Origin of the sequence: Streptomyces sp. NBC_00376, from assembly GCF_036077095.1 — a bacterium.
Taxonomy (GTDB): Bacteria; Actinomycetota; Actinomycetes; order Streptomycetales; family Streptomycetaceae; genus Streptomyces.
This window is the reverse complement of record NZ_CP107960.1, coordinates 1,624,426-1,638,922: the sequence shown is the minus strand read 5'-3', so window position 1 is coordinate 1,638,922 and position 14,497 is coordinate 1,624,426. Positions and strand designations below refer to the sequence as shown.

Annotated in this window: 13 protein-coding genes; 10 read left to right on the top strand and 3 right to left on the bottom strand. The window is 71.0% G+C overall.

Features of this window, described 5'->3' with window-relative positions:
• Window positions 1-16 precede the first annotated feature (16 nt).
• Window positions 17-1,666, top strand: a complete 1,650-nt coding sequence (locus tag OG842_RS07445) for an amidohydrolase (protein ID WP_266728619.1) — start codon at window positions 17-19, stop codon at window positions 1,664-1,666.
• 5 nt (window positions 1,667-1,671) lie between these two features.
• Window positions 1,672-2,766 carry a C45 family autoproteolytic acyltransferase/hydolase gene (locus OG842_RS07440; protein WP_266733467.1) on the top strand — a complete coding sequence of 365 codons (1,095 nt, stop codon included), beginning with the start codon at window positions 1,672-1,674 and terminating at the stop codon, window positions 2,764-2,766.
• 55 nt (window positions 2,767-2,821) lie between these two features.
• Here OG842_RS07440 and OG842_RS07435 read toward each other — a convergent pair whose 3' ends face one another.
• Both OG842_RS07435 and OG842_RS07430 read right to left on the bottom strand, forming a co-directional pair.
• The gene (locus tag OG842_RS07435) at window positions 2,822-3,418 is read right to left on the bottom strand and encodes an ankyrin repeat domain-containing protein (RefSeq protein WP_266733465.1); all 597 of its coding nucleotides are present in this window, start codon (window positions 3,416-3,418) and stop codon (window positions 2,822-2,824) included.
• A 213-nt stretch (window positions 3,419-3,631) separates the two neighbouring features.
• Window positions 3,632-4,177 carry a GlcG/HbpS family heme-binding protein gene (locus tag OG842_RS07430; protein WP_266728617.1) on the bottom strand — a complete coding sequence of 182 codons (546 nt, stop codon included), beginning with the start codon at window positions 4,175-4,177 and terminating at the stop codon, window positions 3,632-3,634.
• 366 nt (window positions 4,178-4,543) lie between these two features.
• On the opposite strand from OG842_RS07430, the gene OG842_RS07425 reads away from it, so the two are divergent.
• Window positions 4,544-5,140, top strand: coding sequence for a carbonic anhydrase (locus OG842_RS07425; protein WP_266728615.1), 597 nt, complete (start codon window positions 4,544-4,546; stop codon window positions 5,138-5,140).
• Window positions 5,141-5,263: 123 nt separating this feature from the next.
• Window positions 5,264-5,734 (top strand): cyanase, encoded by a 471-nt coding sequence (cynS, locus tag OG842_RS07420; RefSeq protein ID WP_266727352.1) that lies wholly within the window; start codon window positions 5,264-5,266, stop codon window positions 5,732-5,734.
• An 89-nt stretch (window positions 5,735-5,823) separates the two neighbouring features.
• On the opposite strand, the gene OG842_RS07415 is transcribed toward cynS, so the two are convergent.
• Window positions 5,824-6,786, bottom strand: coding sequence for a methionyl-tRNA formyltransferase (locus OG842_RS07415; protein WP_266728613.1), 963 nt, complete (start codon window positions 6,784-6,786; stop codon window positions 5,824-5,826).
• Window positions 6,787-7,043: 257 nt separating this feature from the next.
• Here OG842_RS07415 and OG842_RS07410 point away from each other — a divergent pair, with 257 nt between their 5' ends.
• The 6 genes from OG842_RS07410 (at window position 7,044) to OG842_RS07385 (ending at window position 14,488) form a co-directional block, all read left to right on the top strand.
• Window positions 7,044-8,396: a lysine N(6)-hydroxylase/L-ornithine N(5)-oxygenase family protein gene (locus OG842_RS07410; RefSeq protein ID WP_266728612.1), complete on the top strand. Its 1,353-nt coding sequence runs from the start codon at window positions 7,044-7,046 to the stop codon at window positions 8,394-8,396.
• Between the two features lie 55 nt (window positions 8,397-8,451).
• A complete protein-coding gene (locus OG842_RS07405) occupies window positions 8,452-9,510 on the top strand; it encodes a FecCD family ABC transporter permease (protein ID WP_266733464.1) in 1,059 nt (352 codons plus the stop codon).
• Window positions 9,507-10,568: a FecCD family ABC transporter permease gene (locus tag OG842_RS07400; RefSeq protein ID WP_266728610.1), complete on the top strand. Its 1,062-nt coding sequence runs from the start codon at window positions 9,507-9,509 to the stop codon at window positions 10,566-10,568. The genes OG842_RS07405 and OG842_RS07400 overlap by 4 nt, the downstream gene beginning before the upstream one ends.
• A gap of 39 nt (window positions 10,569-10,607) precedes the next feature.
• The gene (locus tag OG842_RS07395) at window positions 10,608-11,456 is read left to right on the top strand and encodes an ABC transporter ATP-binding protein (RefSeq protein WP_266728608.1); all 849 of its coding nucleotides are present in this window, start codon (window positions 10,608-10,610) and stop codon (window positions 11,454-11,456) included.
• Between the two features lie 148 nt (window positions 11,457-11,604).
• On the top strand, window positions 11,605-12,654 hold the full coding sequence (locus OG842_RS07390) for an iron-siderophore ABC transporter substrate-binding protein (protein WP_266728606.1): 1,050 nt from the start codon (window positions 11,605-11,607) through the stop codon (window positions 12,652-12,654).
• Between the two features lie 46 nt (window positions 12,655-12,700).
• Window positions 12,701-14,488, top strand: coding sequence for an ABC transporter ATP-binding protein (locus OG842_RS07385; RefSeq protein WP_266728605.1), 1,788 nt, complete (start codon window positions 12,701-12,703; stop codon window positions 14,486-14,488).
• Window positions 14,489-14,497 lie beyond the last annotated feature (9 nt).

Genomic DNA, 14,497 nt, shown 5'->3' with positions numbered 1-14,497 from the left:
CACCGGAAGGAAACCCGTGTACGCCGATGTCATCGTGACGGCCGACCACGTAGAGACACTCGCCGATGAGTCTCACGGCCCGCAGGCCACCGCGACCGCGACAGCGAAGGCGATCGCGATCCGCGACGGCCGCATCGTCGCGATCGGCACTGCCGCGGACCTCGAACCCGTGCGCGGCCCCGGCACGGTCGTCCACGCGTTTCCGGGCGCCACGATCCTGCCGGGCCTCACCGACGTCCACGCCCACCCGGTGTGGGGGTCGATCGAGATCGGCAGCGGCGTGGACCTCTCCGGCGCCTCGACGCTCGACCAGGTGTTCAGCTGCCTGGCCGACGCCGCTCAGGGGCGGCCGGCGGACGGGTGGATCACCGGCTTCGACCTCGACGTCAACGTGTTCGACGGTGATCCCACCGGCACCGTGTTCGCGGACCGGTTCCCCGGGCGGCCGATCTCGCTGATGACGCGGGACGCGCACGCGCTCGTGGTGAGCCCCCGGGCGGTCGAAGTCGTCGGGCTCACCGGCCGCGAGACGTTCACCGACGCCTCGTCGGTCGAGGTCGGACCGGACGGCCGCCCGACCGGACACGTGGTCGAGCTCCAGGCGATGGACCTGGTGTTCGCCCACTACCCCGAGGTGCCGGTGGACACCGCCGCCGGGTACGTGCTCGACCAGCTCGACAGCCTCGCGCGCAGCGGGCTGACCGGGCTGCACGCGCTCGACTTCTCCGACCCGTCCGAAGCCGTGTACCGGCACATCGAGGAGGACGGCGAGCTGCCGCTGCGCATCCGCTGCTCCCCGCTGGTGCCGGCCGACTCGGCCCCCGAGGTGTGGCAGGACATCGCCGACCAGCAGGGACTGCACGGGCGGCGCTGGCATGTCGAGGGCGCCAAGTTCATGCTCGACGGCACGGCGGACAACGGCACGGCGTGGTTCGAGCGGCCGGACACCCACGGCGAGAACCGTGAGCCGCTCTGGCGCGACCTCGACGCCTACCGGGCCGCCATGCGGTTCTTCACCGAACGCGGCATCCCGACCGCGACCCACGCCATCGGTGACCAGGCCGTGCGCTTCGCGCTCGATGTCATCGAGGAGGTCGGCCCGGCCGGCCGCGCCCCCCACCGCATCGAGCACATCGAGTCCGTCCCCGACGACCTCCTCGGACGGTTCGCCGAGCTCGACGTCGTGGCGAGCCTCCAGCCCGTGCACGGCACCCGGCACACGCGTGCCGACGCCACGGACAACTGGTCGCGGCGGATCGGACCCGACCGCGCCGCCCACGGCTGGCGCACCCGCGACCTGCTGGACCACGGCGCCGTAGTGGCACTCGGCTCCGACTGGCCGATCGGCCCCGGCGACCCGCGCATCGGTCTCGCCGACTGTCAGCTTCGACGCCCGGTCGAGGAGCCGGACACCGCACCCGTCCAGCCCGGCCAGGCGATCTCCGCCCGCGAGGCCTACACCGGCATGACCGCAGCGGCCGCGCACGCAGCCGGAGCCTCGCACGAACTCGGCCGGATCGTGCCGGGCCACCTCGCCGACCTCACCGTCTTCGCCGCGAACCCGCTCGGTCTCGCCCCCGACGCACAGCCCGGCAACCCCGTCCTCGCGACGGTCGTCGGTGGAGCGGTGCAGCTCCACCCGAACAGCACAGAAGGAAACCAGTGACCGCCATGTCCATCCCCCGCCCCGAGAACCGTCCCCACATCAAGGCCGCGGCCACCGACCCCTACGAGCGCGGCGTCGCCCGGGGCGAGCAGCTCCACGACGGCATCCCCGCCGCGATCGAGGTGTACGACCGGCTGTTCGCGCTCGGTGGCATCACCACCGCCCGGATGCGGGAGGACGCCGAGCGCGCCCTCGAAGCGATCGGGCGCTTCCGGCCCGCGGCACACGCCGAGATCACGGGCATCGCCAAGGGGGCCGGTGCCGAGGAGTGGCGCGTCGCCGCGCTCAACGCCCGCACCGAGATCCTGGCCCGCAGCGTCGCCGTGCCGCCGGGGGAGTGCACCACGATCGTGCGCCGCAGCCCCGGTGACGACGGTGCCGTGCGGACGTTCGGCGTCCAGACGTGGGACTGGCACGTCGAGCTCAACGGCATGTGGCACACGCTGGAGTCGCGCGGCGGCACCCATGACGTCGTCGGCCTCACCGAGAACGGCATCCTCGGCAAGATGGGCGTCAACAGCGCCGGTCTCGCCCTGCACTTCAACATCCTCGGCCACGTCGACGACGGCATCGGCGGCATCCCCGTCCATGTCCTCGCGGCGATCGTCCTCGAAGAGGCGGGGAGCGTCGCCGAGGCCGTCGAGATCATCCGCAGCGCACCGCTCGCCTCGTCCGGATCGTTCGCGCTCTTCGACGAGACCGACGCCGTGCTGCTCGACATGAGCCCCGTCGGCATCTTCGAGATGCGCCCCGAGAACGGCACGCTGCTGCGGACGAACCACTTCCTGACGCCGACGCCGGCCACCGGCGAGAAGACCTGGCTCTACCAGCCCGATTCGGGCGAGCGCTACGACTTCGTCCGTGACCGCCTCGCCCGCAGGCAGCCGCCGACCACGGTCGACGAGCTCGCGGACTTCCTCGTCACCGGGGCGGGCGAGCCCCCGGTGACCTGCCTGCCCGACCCGGACATGCCGCTCGGCCAGCGCTGGGCCAGCCTCGCGACCATCACCCTCGAACCCGCGACGCGCACCGCCAGGATCCTCGACGGGACGCCCGCCGACATCGGCGTACGCGACTGGCGGGTCCTCACCGCCGGCTGATCCCGGCACGGTGCCCACGGGCGCGTCATGTGAAGGGCGCATTCGTAGCAGTCGGCTAACGCACGGCCCGCAGCAGACCGGCGATCTCGGTGAAGCCGTGCCGCTCGGCATGTTCGAGGGCGGTGACGCCCTCGCCGTCCGGCAGGTAGGCCGTGGCACCGGCGGTGATCAGCAGCTCGACGATCTCCTGGTGCTCGGGTCCGCCGTCGCCGAGGATGACGGCCTCCAGCAGAGCGGTCCAGCCGAGCCGGTTGACGTGGTCGACGTCGATGTCGGTCTCGCGGAGCACGGCCCGGACATAGTCGACGTGGCCGCGCTCGCTCGCGGGGATGAGGGAGGTGCCGCCGAAGCGGTTCGTCACCTTCAGGTCGGGGCCCGCAGGGAGCAGGGCGTGCATCATGGCGACGCTGCCGGTGACGCCGGTGACCAGCCAGGGGCTGTCGAGGCGGTCGTCCTGGACGTTCGGGTCGGCACCGGCGGCGACCAGCGTCTCGGCGACGGCCACGTGATCGGCGAGCGCGGCCAGCAGCAGGGGGGTGCGCAGATGCGCGTCGCGGGTCTCCACCGCGGCGCCCGCGGCGAGCGCGGCGAGCGCGGCGTCGGCATCACCCGCCTCGGCGGCGTGCAGCAGATCGCGGTCGAGGTCGTTCATCGTGGTGCTCCTCGAGCTCCAGGGAGTGCGGGTGCGCAGCGCGGACAGGGTCGTCGTCATTGTCGTACGCACCGCGATCCCGATCCCCGCCCTCAGGGCCGCGCGGACGCGGGCGGAGGAGAGGGGCGACCGGCGGTGCACGGTACGGGGGGTTCCGTGCACCGCCGGGGTCAGGGCGGCCGTACCTCTCAGAGGCGTCGGCATGGTCAATGGCTACTTGGCGAGCTCGGCGACGCCGGCCTGGGCGAACTTCTCGTCCAGGTCGCCCGACGGGGCGCCGGCCACGCCGATGCCGGCGATCGGCGCACCCTTGGCCGCGACCGGGGCGCCACCGGCGAGGAAGAGGGTGCCGGGGATGTCCTTCAGGGTCGGGGCGTTGGTCAGGCGCTTGGCGAGCTCGGAGGTGGGGGCGTTCCAGGAGACGGCGGTGAACGCCTTCTTCTGGGCGGCCTCGTAGGACTGCGGGCCGGCGCCGTCGCCGCGCAGGGTGACGATGGTGTTGCCGTTGCGGTCGACGACGGCGACGGAGACGCGCTGGTTCTCCTTCTCCGCGGCCTTCAGGGTGGCCTCGGCGGCCTTCGTGGCGGCCTTGATGGTCAGGTGCGTCGTCTGCATCGTGTTCTTGTTCTTCACGTCGGCCTTGGCGACGGCGGCGGCCGGCGCGGCGTTCGCCGAGGCCGCGCCGAAGGCACCGGCACCGAGCGCGGCGAGGGCGACGCCGGTGGCCAGGACGCGGGTCCGCTTCGAGATCTTCTGCATGGTGACTGTTCCTTGCGGTCGTCGCTTGGGTCCGGGGCCCGGGCGGTCCCGGGGCGGGGAGACCGGGAGGACCTGTGCCGTCCGGCTCCGAGATCAATCCTGGGGCCGCGGAGGGCCTCGACCCGTCGACCCGGCGGCTCGTCGTCGGCTTCCGCCCGGAGGACCCCGGGGTCAACCGATCGGTTGACCCCGCCCGGCACGCGCGGCGGGAGCGGCACGGAAGCGTACGGCGCCCGACACCCCGCACAAACCATAGATGCCATCGATCAATGTCATCGAAATTGAGTCTTGGACTCTATAGAGGCTGGTCGTGCATGGTGGGTTACGTCAGTCCAACGGGGCCGGCAGCTACCGAGAGGAGTGAGCATGTACGACCTCGCCGAAGGGGTCGGGACTTTCCAGCGCGATGTCTTCCCGGCCAAGGCGGAGCTCTTCGCGCACCTGGCCGACACCCACCGGCCGTCGACACTGTTCATCAGCTGCTCGGACGCCCGCGTGGTGCCGGAGCTGATCACCAGCAGCGAGCCGGGCGAGCTCTTCGTCGTCCGCACCGCCGGAAACCTCGTACCCGCCCACACCCCCGCACCGGACGGCATCGCGGCCGGCATCGAGTACGCGGTCGCCGTCCTGGGTGTGCAGGAGATCGTGGTGTGCGGGCATTCGGCCTGTGGCGCGATGACCGCCCTGGCCGCACGCCAGGACCTCTCCGGCGCACCCGCGGTCGCCGACTGGCTGCGTCACGCCGACGCCTCGGTCGCCCGCACCGCCGTCGGCCGGCAGGACGTGGCCGCGCTGGTGCGCGAGAACGTGCTCGCCCAACTGGCGAACCTGGCCACCCACCCCTCGGTGGCCCGCGCAAGGGCCGCGGGCGCGGTCACCCTGCGCGGCTGGGTCTACGACATTCCCACCGGCACCGTCGAGGAACTCGACGTCACCGGCCGGTCCGCAGCCCTCGCGGCCTGACCGCCGGCCCCCACGGACCTGATCCCCGCCGCCCCACCGGCATCCGGGATCACTCCTCACCCCGTACCCGCCGCTCCCGCCTCCCCCACTTCGGCGAGCGGCACCCACGAAAGGAAACACCCCATGGTGCACGCCCAGTTCGACCCCACCGCCCGCCAGCTGCTCGCCGCCGCCGCCGTCGAGGCCAAGGTCCGCAAGGACCTGTCGTGGCAGCAGATCGCGGACGCCGCCGGACTGTCCGTCGCGTTCGTCACCGCCGCCGTCCTCGGCCAGCACGCCCTCCCGGCCGCCTCCGCCGAGGCCGTCGCCGAGCTCCTCGGCCTGGACGAGGACGCGGCCATGCTGCTCCAGACCATCCCGACCCGCGGCTCGATCCCCGGCGGCATACCCACCGACCCGACCATCTACCGCTTCTACGAGATGCTCCAGGTCTACGGCACCACCCTCAAGGCCCTGGTCCACGAGCAGTTCGGCGACGGAATCATCTCCGCGATCAACTTCAAGCTCGACGTGAAGAAGGTCACCGACCCCGAGGGCGGCGAGCGCGCCGTGATCACCCTGGACGGCAAGTACCTTCCGACCAAGCCCTTCTGACAGCATCAGCATCTGAGCGAACCCTGGGCGGGCCGACGGAATCTCTTCCGTCGGCCCGCCCGGCGTTTACGGATTCAGCGGCATCGCCCTCAGGCGGCTTCCGGGTCAGGGCGGTTGGTCAGGTAGCCGCCCATGGCGGTGAAGTATTCCGTCGCGGGCAGCTCCCGGCCGTCCTCGGTCCGTACGCGGGTGATGGCCAGGCCGTGGTTGCGGCCGGTGCGCGCGTCGGTTCCGGCGACGATCACCACGCCCTCGCCCTCACGGTAGAAGATGCGTCCGGGCGTGCCGCCGTAACGGCCCCGGGACACCACCGAGGCGAGGACTTCGAGCCGCTTGCCCCGGTGGAAGGTGAAGGCGCTGGGGTACGGCTCCGACTGGGCGCGGACCAGGCGTTCGAGGTCCTCGGCCGGCCAGTTCCAGTCGATGCGGATGTCCTCGGCGGCGCGCTTGTGGAAGAAGCTCGCCCGGGACCGGTCCTGCTTCGTGAACTCCGTCTGCCCGGCGGCGATGAGGCCGAGCGCTCCGATGGTGACCGGGGCGATGAGGTCGACGGTCTTGTGGAAGAGGTCGGTGGCGGTGTCCGTCGGCCCGACCGCGACCGCCTCCTGCCGGACGATGTCACCGGCGTCGAGCTCGTCGTCCATCATGTGCGCGGTGACGCCCACTTCGGACTCGCCGTTCATCAGGGCCCAGATCAGCGGGGAGAAGCCGGCGTACTTCGGCAGCAGCGAGTCGTGGACGTTCAGCGTGCCGTGGCGCGGGAGGCCGAAGATGTGCGGCGGGATCCAGGTGCGCCAGTTGTTGGCGACGATGATGTCCGGATCGGCCTCCTTGAGGCGCTCGAACAGCTCGTCGTCGTCGGGACGGTTGCGGATCAGCACCGGGACGCCGTGCTCCTCGGCGAGATCGGCGACCGAGTCGCTCCAGATCTTCTCGTACGCGTGCTCGCTCCTGGGGTGCGTCACGACCAGTTCCACACTGTGCTCGGAGTCCAGGAGGGCTTGCAGGGTGCGGTGCCCCCAGGTCTGGTAACCGAACATGACGACCCGCATGGGGTTCCTCCTCAGGGCAGGGATGGATCGGCGGTAAGTAAAGCAAGGCTTACCTTAGTTTGCAACAGGTTGATTTCGGACCTTTGTTGACGATCCATCAGGTGAATCGATGGCGCCGGATGTCGACTTGACCTATCGACAGCACCATGTGATTAGCTTAGGCTCACCTAAGTTTGGTTGGGTGGCCTGCTCGGCACGCCCGCCTCTCGCATCTTTCCTACGCCTGACAGGCGACTTTCCCGCACGATGGGAGTGACATGTCACAGGTTCTTCCTGGCGACGCACCACTGGTCCACGACCTGATCGGCATCGGCTTCGGCCCCTCCAATGTGGCGATGGCGATCGCGCTGAGTGAACACAACACCCGCGTCGGCAGGCAGGAGTCGGTCACCGCTCACTTCTTCGAGCAGCAGCAGAGCTTCGGTTGGCACCGCGGCATGCTGATCGACGACGCCACCATGCAGGTGTCCTTCCTCAAGGACCTGGTGACGCTCCGGAACCCGGCCAGCGAGTACAGCTTCCTCTGCTATCTGCAGAGCAAGGGCCGGCTGATCGACTTCATCAACCACAAGAACCTCTTCCCGCTGCGGGTCGAGTTCCACGACTACTTCGAGTGGGCCGCGGCCAAGGTCGACGACATGGTCTCCTACGGGCACGAGGTCGTCTCCGTCACGCCCTTCGTCCAGGACGGCGTCGTGGAGTACCTGGACGTGACCGTCCGTTCGGCACAGGGCCTCTCGGTCCACCGGGCCCGCAACCTCGTCGTCGGAACCGGGCTGCGTCCCCTCATGCCCCAGGGTGTGGAGCGAGGCGAGCGGGTCTGGCACAACTCCGATCTGCTGCGGAAGGTCGACGGCCTCGAAGCCGCCTCGCCCTCGCGGTTCGTCGTCGTGGGCGCCGGCCAGAGCGCCGCCGAGAACGTCGCCTACCTGCACCGCCGCTTCCCCGAGGCCGAGGTGTGCGCGGTCTTCTCCCGCTACGGCTACAGCCCCGCCGACGACAGCAGCTTCGCCAACCGGATCTTCGACCCCGGCGCCGTCGACGACTACTTCGCCGCGCCCGAGAGCGTCAAGACCCGGCTGATGGCCTACCACGGCAACACCAACTACTCCGTGGTGGACATCGACCTGATCGACGACCTGTACCGGCAGATGTACCAGGAGAAGGTCCTCGGCACCGAACGGCTGCGGTTCCTCAACGTCTCCCGGGTCACCGGGGTCGAGGAGACGCCCGACGGCGTCCGTACCACCGTGAACTCCCTCGTCACGGGCGAGGAGACGCTCCTGGACGCGGACGTCGTGGTCTTCGCCACCGGCTACAGCCCCGCCGACCCGCTCGGTCTCCTCGGTGAGGTCGCCGGCCACTGCCTGCGCGACGACGCGGGCAGGGTCCGGGTCGAGCGCGACTACCGCGTCTCGACCGGCCCCGAACTGCGCTGCGGCATCTACCTCCAGGGCGGTACGGAGCACACGCACGGCATCACGACGTCCCTGCTGTCGAACACCGCGATACGGGTCGGGGAGATCCTGGACTCGCTCCTGGACCGGGGCGTCAAGTCCGCCTCCGACGAGGCCCGTCCGGTCGCCGACGGCACCGGTACGCACGCGTGAGGTTCGGGGCAGGACACGCGGCCCCGGCGGATCATGAGGGATGACGGACATCGAGATGCGCACGACCGCAGTTGAGCGCCCCGCGCCCGGGGGCACGAAGCGGGCCCGTCGGCGGCGGGGCGTGGGTCTGGGTGTGCTCGTGGTCGTCCTGGTGGTCGCGGCGGCACTGTCGCTGGCCGTCGGTGCGCGCGCGCTGAGCCCCGCCGAGGTCTGGCACGGGCTGTTCACGGCGCCCGAGGCCGACCGGCGGCTCACCGAGGTCGGGCTCATCGTGCAGACCGTGCGGGTGCCCCGGACGGTGCTCGCGATCGTGGCGGGCCTCGCCCTGGGCGTCGGCGGCGCGCTGATCCAGGGGTACACCCGCAACCCCATCGCCGACACGGGGCTGTTGGGGGTGAACGCCGGCGCCTCGTTCGCCGTGGTCTCGGTGGTCGCGGTCCTCGGGCTCGCGAACCCGTTCCAGTACGTCTGGTTCGCCTTCCTCGGGGCGGCGGTCGCCGGTGTCGTGGTCTTCGGTCTCGCCAGCATCGGCCGGGGCGCGGGCAACCCGCTGACGCTCGCCCTGGCCGGGCAGGGGCTCACGGTCTTCCTTGCGGCGATGACCACCGCGGTCGCGCTCTCCGACCAGAAGTCGCTGAACGCGCTGCGGTTCTGGAACGCGGGCTCGGTGGCCGGTGTCGGATTCGACGTCATCCGGCCGGTCACCCTGTTCATCGCGGTCGGACTGGTGCCGGCCCTGATCACCCTGCCCGCCCTCAACCTGCTCAACCTGGGCGACGACGTGGCGCGGGGGCTGGGCGTGAACATCGCGCTGAGCCGGACCGTCGGCATCGTCGCCATCACCCTGCTGGCGGGCGCGGCCACGGCGGCGTGCGGCCCCATCGCCTTCCTCGGGCTCATGGTGGCCCATGTGGCCCGGTACCTGACCGGGCCGGACTACCGCTGGCTGGTGCCGTACGCGGGTCTGCTCGGCTCCGTCGTCCTGCTGGTCTGCGACATCGCGGGGCGCCTGGTGGTGCGTCCGGGCGAGTTGGACGCGGGTGTCGTGGTCGCCCTTCTCGGCGCCCCGTTCTTCGCGGTTCTGGTGTGGCGAGGAAAGTTCAGGAGCGCATGAACGGGACGGACATGAACCCATCGGTGGCGCCGGGCGTACGGATCGGCCAGGTGTCGTTCGTATGGCGGCCCTGGCCCGTCCTGGTCACCCTGCTGCTGGCGGCGGGCGCCTTCCTGGTGTTCTGCCTCTCCATCGGCGTGGGGGACTTCCCCATCAGGCTGCCCCGGGTGATCGCCACGCTCCTCGGCCGGGGCGAACAGGTCGACGAGTTCGTGATCATGGATCTGCGGATGCCGCGCGCCCTGGCCGGTCTCGTCGTGGGATTCGCGCTGGGCATGTCCGGGGCGATCACGCAGTCCGTCGCACGCAATCCGCTGGCCAGCCCGGACATTCTGGGCATCACCGGGGGAGCGGGCGCGGTCGCGGTCTTCCTGGTGACCGTGTCGGGCGGGGCGGCCGCGGCGGTCACCGGCTCGGTGGGCCTGCCCGCGGCGGCTCTCGCGGGCGGACTCGGCACGGGGCTGCTGGTGTACTTCCTGGCCTGGCGGCGCGGGATCGACGGTTTCCGGCTCATCCTCATCGGCATCTCGGTGAGCGCCGTGATGGAGGCGATCACCACCTGGCTGCTGGTCTCCGCCGACATCAGGGACGTGGCCAGGGCACAGTCGTGGCTGGTCGGTTCGCTGGACGGCCGGTCGTGGGACGAGGTCCGGGTGGCGTTCTGGTGCACGCTCGTCCTCGTGGTGGTCGTGGCCGCGGTCGCGTTCCAGTTCAGACCGATGCATCTCGGCGACGAGGTCGCCGCCGGCCTGGGTGTCCGGTACTCGCGAGTGCGGGCGGTCCTGCTGCTGTGCGCGGTCCTGCTGGCCGCCCTGGCGGTGAGCGCGGCGGGCCCGGTGCCGTTCGTCGCCCTGGTGGCGCCGCAGGTGGCGATGCGTCTGGCGAGGTTCCCGACACCCCCGATGGTGGCCTCCGGCCTGGTGGGCGCGTTGCTGCTGATCGGGTCGGACCTGGTCGCGCGCACGGCGCTGCCGATCACCCTCCCGGTCGGTGTGGTCACCGCCGCGATCGGCGGCCCGTTCCTCATCTACCTGCTGGTGCGGGCGAATCTCAGGTAGGCGGAAAGAATGCAGGACAGACCCAGACAAGGGGGCCTCGTGGCCACTCAGTTCACCACCGGGACCGGGACCGGGGCCGAAGCCGCGGAGGCACCACGGCTGGCAGCCAGGGGAGTCACGGTCGGGTACGGCGGCCGGACGGTCATCGACGCCCTCGACGTGGCGATCCCCCCGGGGGTGATCACCACGATCATCGGCCCCAACGGCTGCGGCAAGTCCACCCTGTTGCGCACCCTGACCCGGCTGCTGAAGCCGTCCGGGGGGACGGTCGTGCTGGACGGCGAGGACATCGGCAGGCTCCGGACCAGGGACGTGGCCAAGAAGCTCGGTCTGCTGCCGCAGGCGCCGGTCGCGCCGGAGGGGCTGACCGTGGCCGATCTGGTCGCCAGGGGACGCCATCCGCACCAGAGCTGGCTGCGGCAGTGGTCCGCGGACGACGCCGGCGTCGTGGAACGCGCGCTGGCCATGACCGGGGTGTCCGAACTGGCCGACCGTCCGGTCGACTCGCTCTCCGGCGGACAGCGCCAGCGTGTCTGGATCTCGATGACGCTGGCCCAGGGGACCGACCTGCTGCTGCTGGACGAGCCGACCACCTATCTGGACCTGGCGCACGCGATCGACGTGCTCGACCTGGTGGACGACCTGCACGAGTCGGGGCGCACCGTGGTCATGGTGCTGCACGACCTCAATCTGGCGACGCGTTACAGCGACAACCTGATCGTGATGCGGGAGGGCTCCGTCCTGGCGCAGGGACACCCGCGCGAGGTGATCACCGCCGAGCTGCTGCGCGAGGCGTTCGGGCTGCACGCCACGGTCATCGACGACCCCGTGGGCGACCGGCCGCTCATCGTGCCGATCGGCCGTACGCACGTCCGGCTCGACTCGTAGGGCCCGGCGACCGGGGGGTGTGCACCCAAGTCATGCCCGACAAAGGAGAGTTCGCAAGTTAGGCTAGGCTTGCCTCACTTACGCAGGATAAGGTTTGGCTGCCCTTACAACGAGGTGCAGTGGACCGTGTGAAAGCAAGGGATTCCGGATGCTTCTCCATCGAACGACGCGTGTGAAGCCCTGGCGGCGGGTGGCGGCGATACTGTCCGCCGCGACCCTCGGCGTCGGCCTCCTCGCCGGATGCGGTTCCGACTCGGCGGACAAGAAGGGCGAGGACGCCCCGGCCGCCGCCTCCGGAGCGTTCCCGGTCGCCGTGGAGCACGCATTCGGGTCCACGGAGATCACCAAGGCCCCGAAGCGCGTCGTCTCCGTGGGCTACACGGACGACCAGGCCATTCTGGCGCTCGGCATCAAGCCGGTCGGCATGGTCGACCAGTACCCGAACCCGGCGGGCAAGTCCCCCGACATCAACACCCAGTGGCCCTGGGTCAAGGACAAGTGGGGCGACACCCGCCCCGAGGTCATCATGAACAACGGTGACTCGGGCCCCAATTACGAGAAGATCGCCTCGCTGCGGCCGGACCTGATCATCGCGGTCTACTCCGAGATCGACAAGGCCGCCTACGAGAAGCTCTCCAGGATCGCCCCGACGGTGGGCCGCACCAAGGCCGAGAAGGAGCCCTTCAGCGCGCCGTGGCAGGACAACGCGGTGCACATCGCCAAGGCGCTGGGCAAGGAGGCCGAGGGCAAGGAGCTGGTGAACGGTATCCAGGCCAAGCTCGACACGGCCGCGAAGGCCCACCCGGAGTTCGCGAAGCAGACCGCGGTGGCGCTGTCCTGGTACAAGGACTCCGTCGCGCCGTTCACCTCCACCGACGTACGCGGCCGGCTGGTCACGGGCATCGGCTTCAAGTACCGGACCGAGATCGACAAGGTCGCGGACGGCAAGTTCTTCACCGTGCTGTCCCCCGAGCGCGTCGACCTGGTCGACGCCGACCGCATCTTCGTCATCAACGACAAGGCGGACACGGACGCGTTGAAGAGGTTCGAGCTGTTCACCAACCTGCCCGCCGTCAAGAACGGCAAGGTCTCGTATCTGCTGGACAGCGAGGGCCCGGCGGTCGGTGCCGCCATGTCCCAGGGAACCCTGCTCTCGCTGCCGTACGCGATCGACGAGCTCGTCGAGTCGGTCAAGTAGCCATGCCGGTCCAACTGCCCCGTCCCCGCAGAGATTCGGTCTTCGTGTGAGTGCCACCGACACCCGCGCAGCCTCCGCGACCCTGCGCACGGCGACCAGCGGCGAGGCCACCGCGTGGGTCGTGGCGCACTGCCGCCGGGCCCCGTGGCTGACCGCCTCCACCCTGCTTACCACGGTGGCCGGGGCGGCGCTCCAGGTGCTCCCCGTACTCCTGCTGAGTCAGGTGGTCGACGGGGTGACCGGGGGCGGATCGCGCTCGGCGCTCGTCACGGTCGGGGCGGTGATGGTGGCCGCCGCGCTGCTCGGCGCGGCGGCCACCGCCGTGTCGACGTACCTGATCGGGCGGCTGGGGGCGGGTCTGCTCGCCCGGCTGCGGGAAGCGGCCGTCCGCGCGGTGCTGGGGATGCCGAGCGCACGCGTCGAACAGGTGGGCCGGGGCGATGTACTGTCCCGGGTCGGCGACGACGTGGCTGTGCTGTCCAAGGGGATCCGGGCGGCCATCCCCACCGTGTTCTCGGCGGGCGTGCTGGTCGTCATCGCCACGGCCGGCATGTTCGGACTGGACTGGCGGCTCGGCCTGGCCGGCGCCGGTGCGCTGCCCGCCTACGCGCTGGCCCTGCGGTGGTACCTGCCCCGCTCCGCCCCGCTCTACCGCAAGCAGCGGGTGGCCCAGGCCGACCGCGCGCAAGCACTGATCAGCGGTCTCGACGGGATCGACACGGTACGGGCGTACCGCCTGGAGGGGGCCGTCCGGGAGAAGGTGACCGAGGAGTCGTGGCGGGTGCGCGACTACGGCGTCGAGGTGTTCCGCTTCTTCGGGCGGTTCGTCGGCCGGGAGAACCGCGCCGAGTTCATCGGGCTGGTCCTCATCATCGTGGTGGGGTACGCCCTGCTGGAGGCCGGCGCCGCAAGCCTGGGCGAGGTGTCGGCGGCCCCGCTGATGTTCCACCGGCTGTTCACCCCGCTGGGCGCCATCATGTTCACCTTCGACGAGGCGCAGAAGTCGGGCGCGAGCCTCACCCGCCTGGTCGGGGTGGTGGGGGAGCCCGCGGAGGACCGGCTGGTGGGCGACGTGTCCGTCGCCCAGGCGGACGCCGGACCGTATCCGGTGACCGTTCAGGGGCTGACCTTCAGCTACCCCGGCGCCGAGGAGCCGGTCCTGCGGGACGTGAACCTGTCCATCCCGGCCGGGGGTTCGCTCGCCCTGGTGGGGGCGACGGGCGCGGGCAAGTCGACGCTGGCCGCGCTGATCGCAGGCACCGGAACCCCGCAGGCCGGTTCGGTACACATCGGATCGCAGGACCTCGCCGGTCTGGACGAGGCCGGGGCGCGGGCCCTGGTGAGCATCCTGACGCAGGAGACGCATGTGTTCTCGGGTCCCCTCGCCGAGGACCTGCGGCTGGCCGCGCCCGCGGCGAGCGACGAACGACTGCTGCACGCGTTGCGCACGGTCGGTGCCGACGGGTGGGTGGAGCTGCTGCCCGAGGGGCTGAACACCAGGGTCGGCGAGGGCGGCGAGCGTCTGGACGTCACCAAGGTCGCCCAGATCGCCCTGGCACGGCTGGTATTGGGCCGTGCCCCGGTGGTGGTGCTCGACGAGTCGACCGCGGAGGCGGGCAGCGAGGGCGCCGCGGAGCTGGAGCGGGCCGTACTGGCCGCGTGCTCGGGCCGGACCACGCTGTTCGTGGCACACCGGCTGACCCAGGCGATGGCCGCGGACCGGATCGCCGTGCTGTCCGAGGGGCGCGTGGTGGAGGAGGGAACGCACGGAGAGCTGGTGGCTCTGGGCGGCCAGTACGCGCGCCTGTGGCGGGCCTGGCGAGAGGGTAGTTAGGTACCCCTG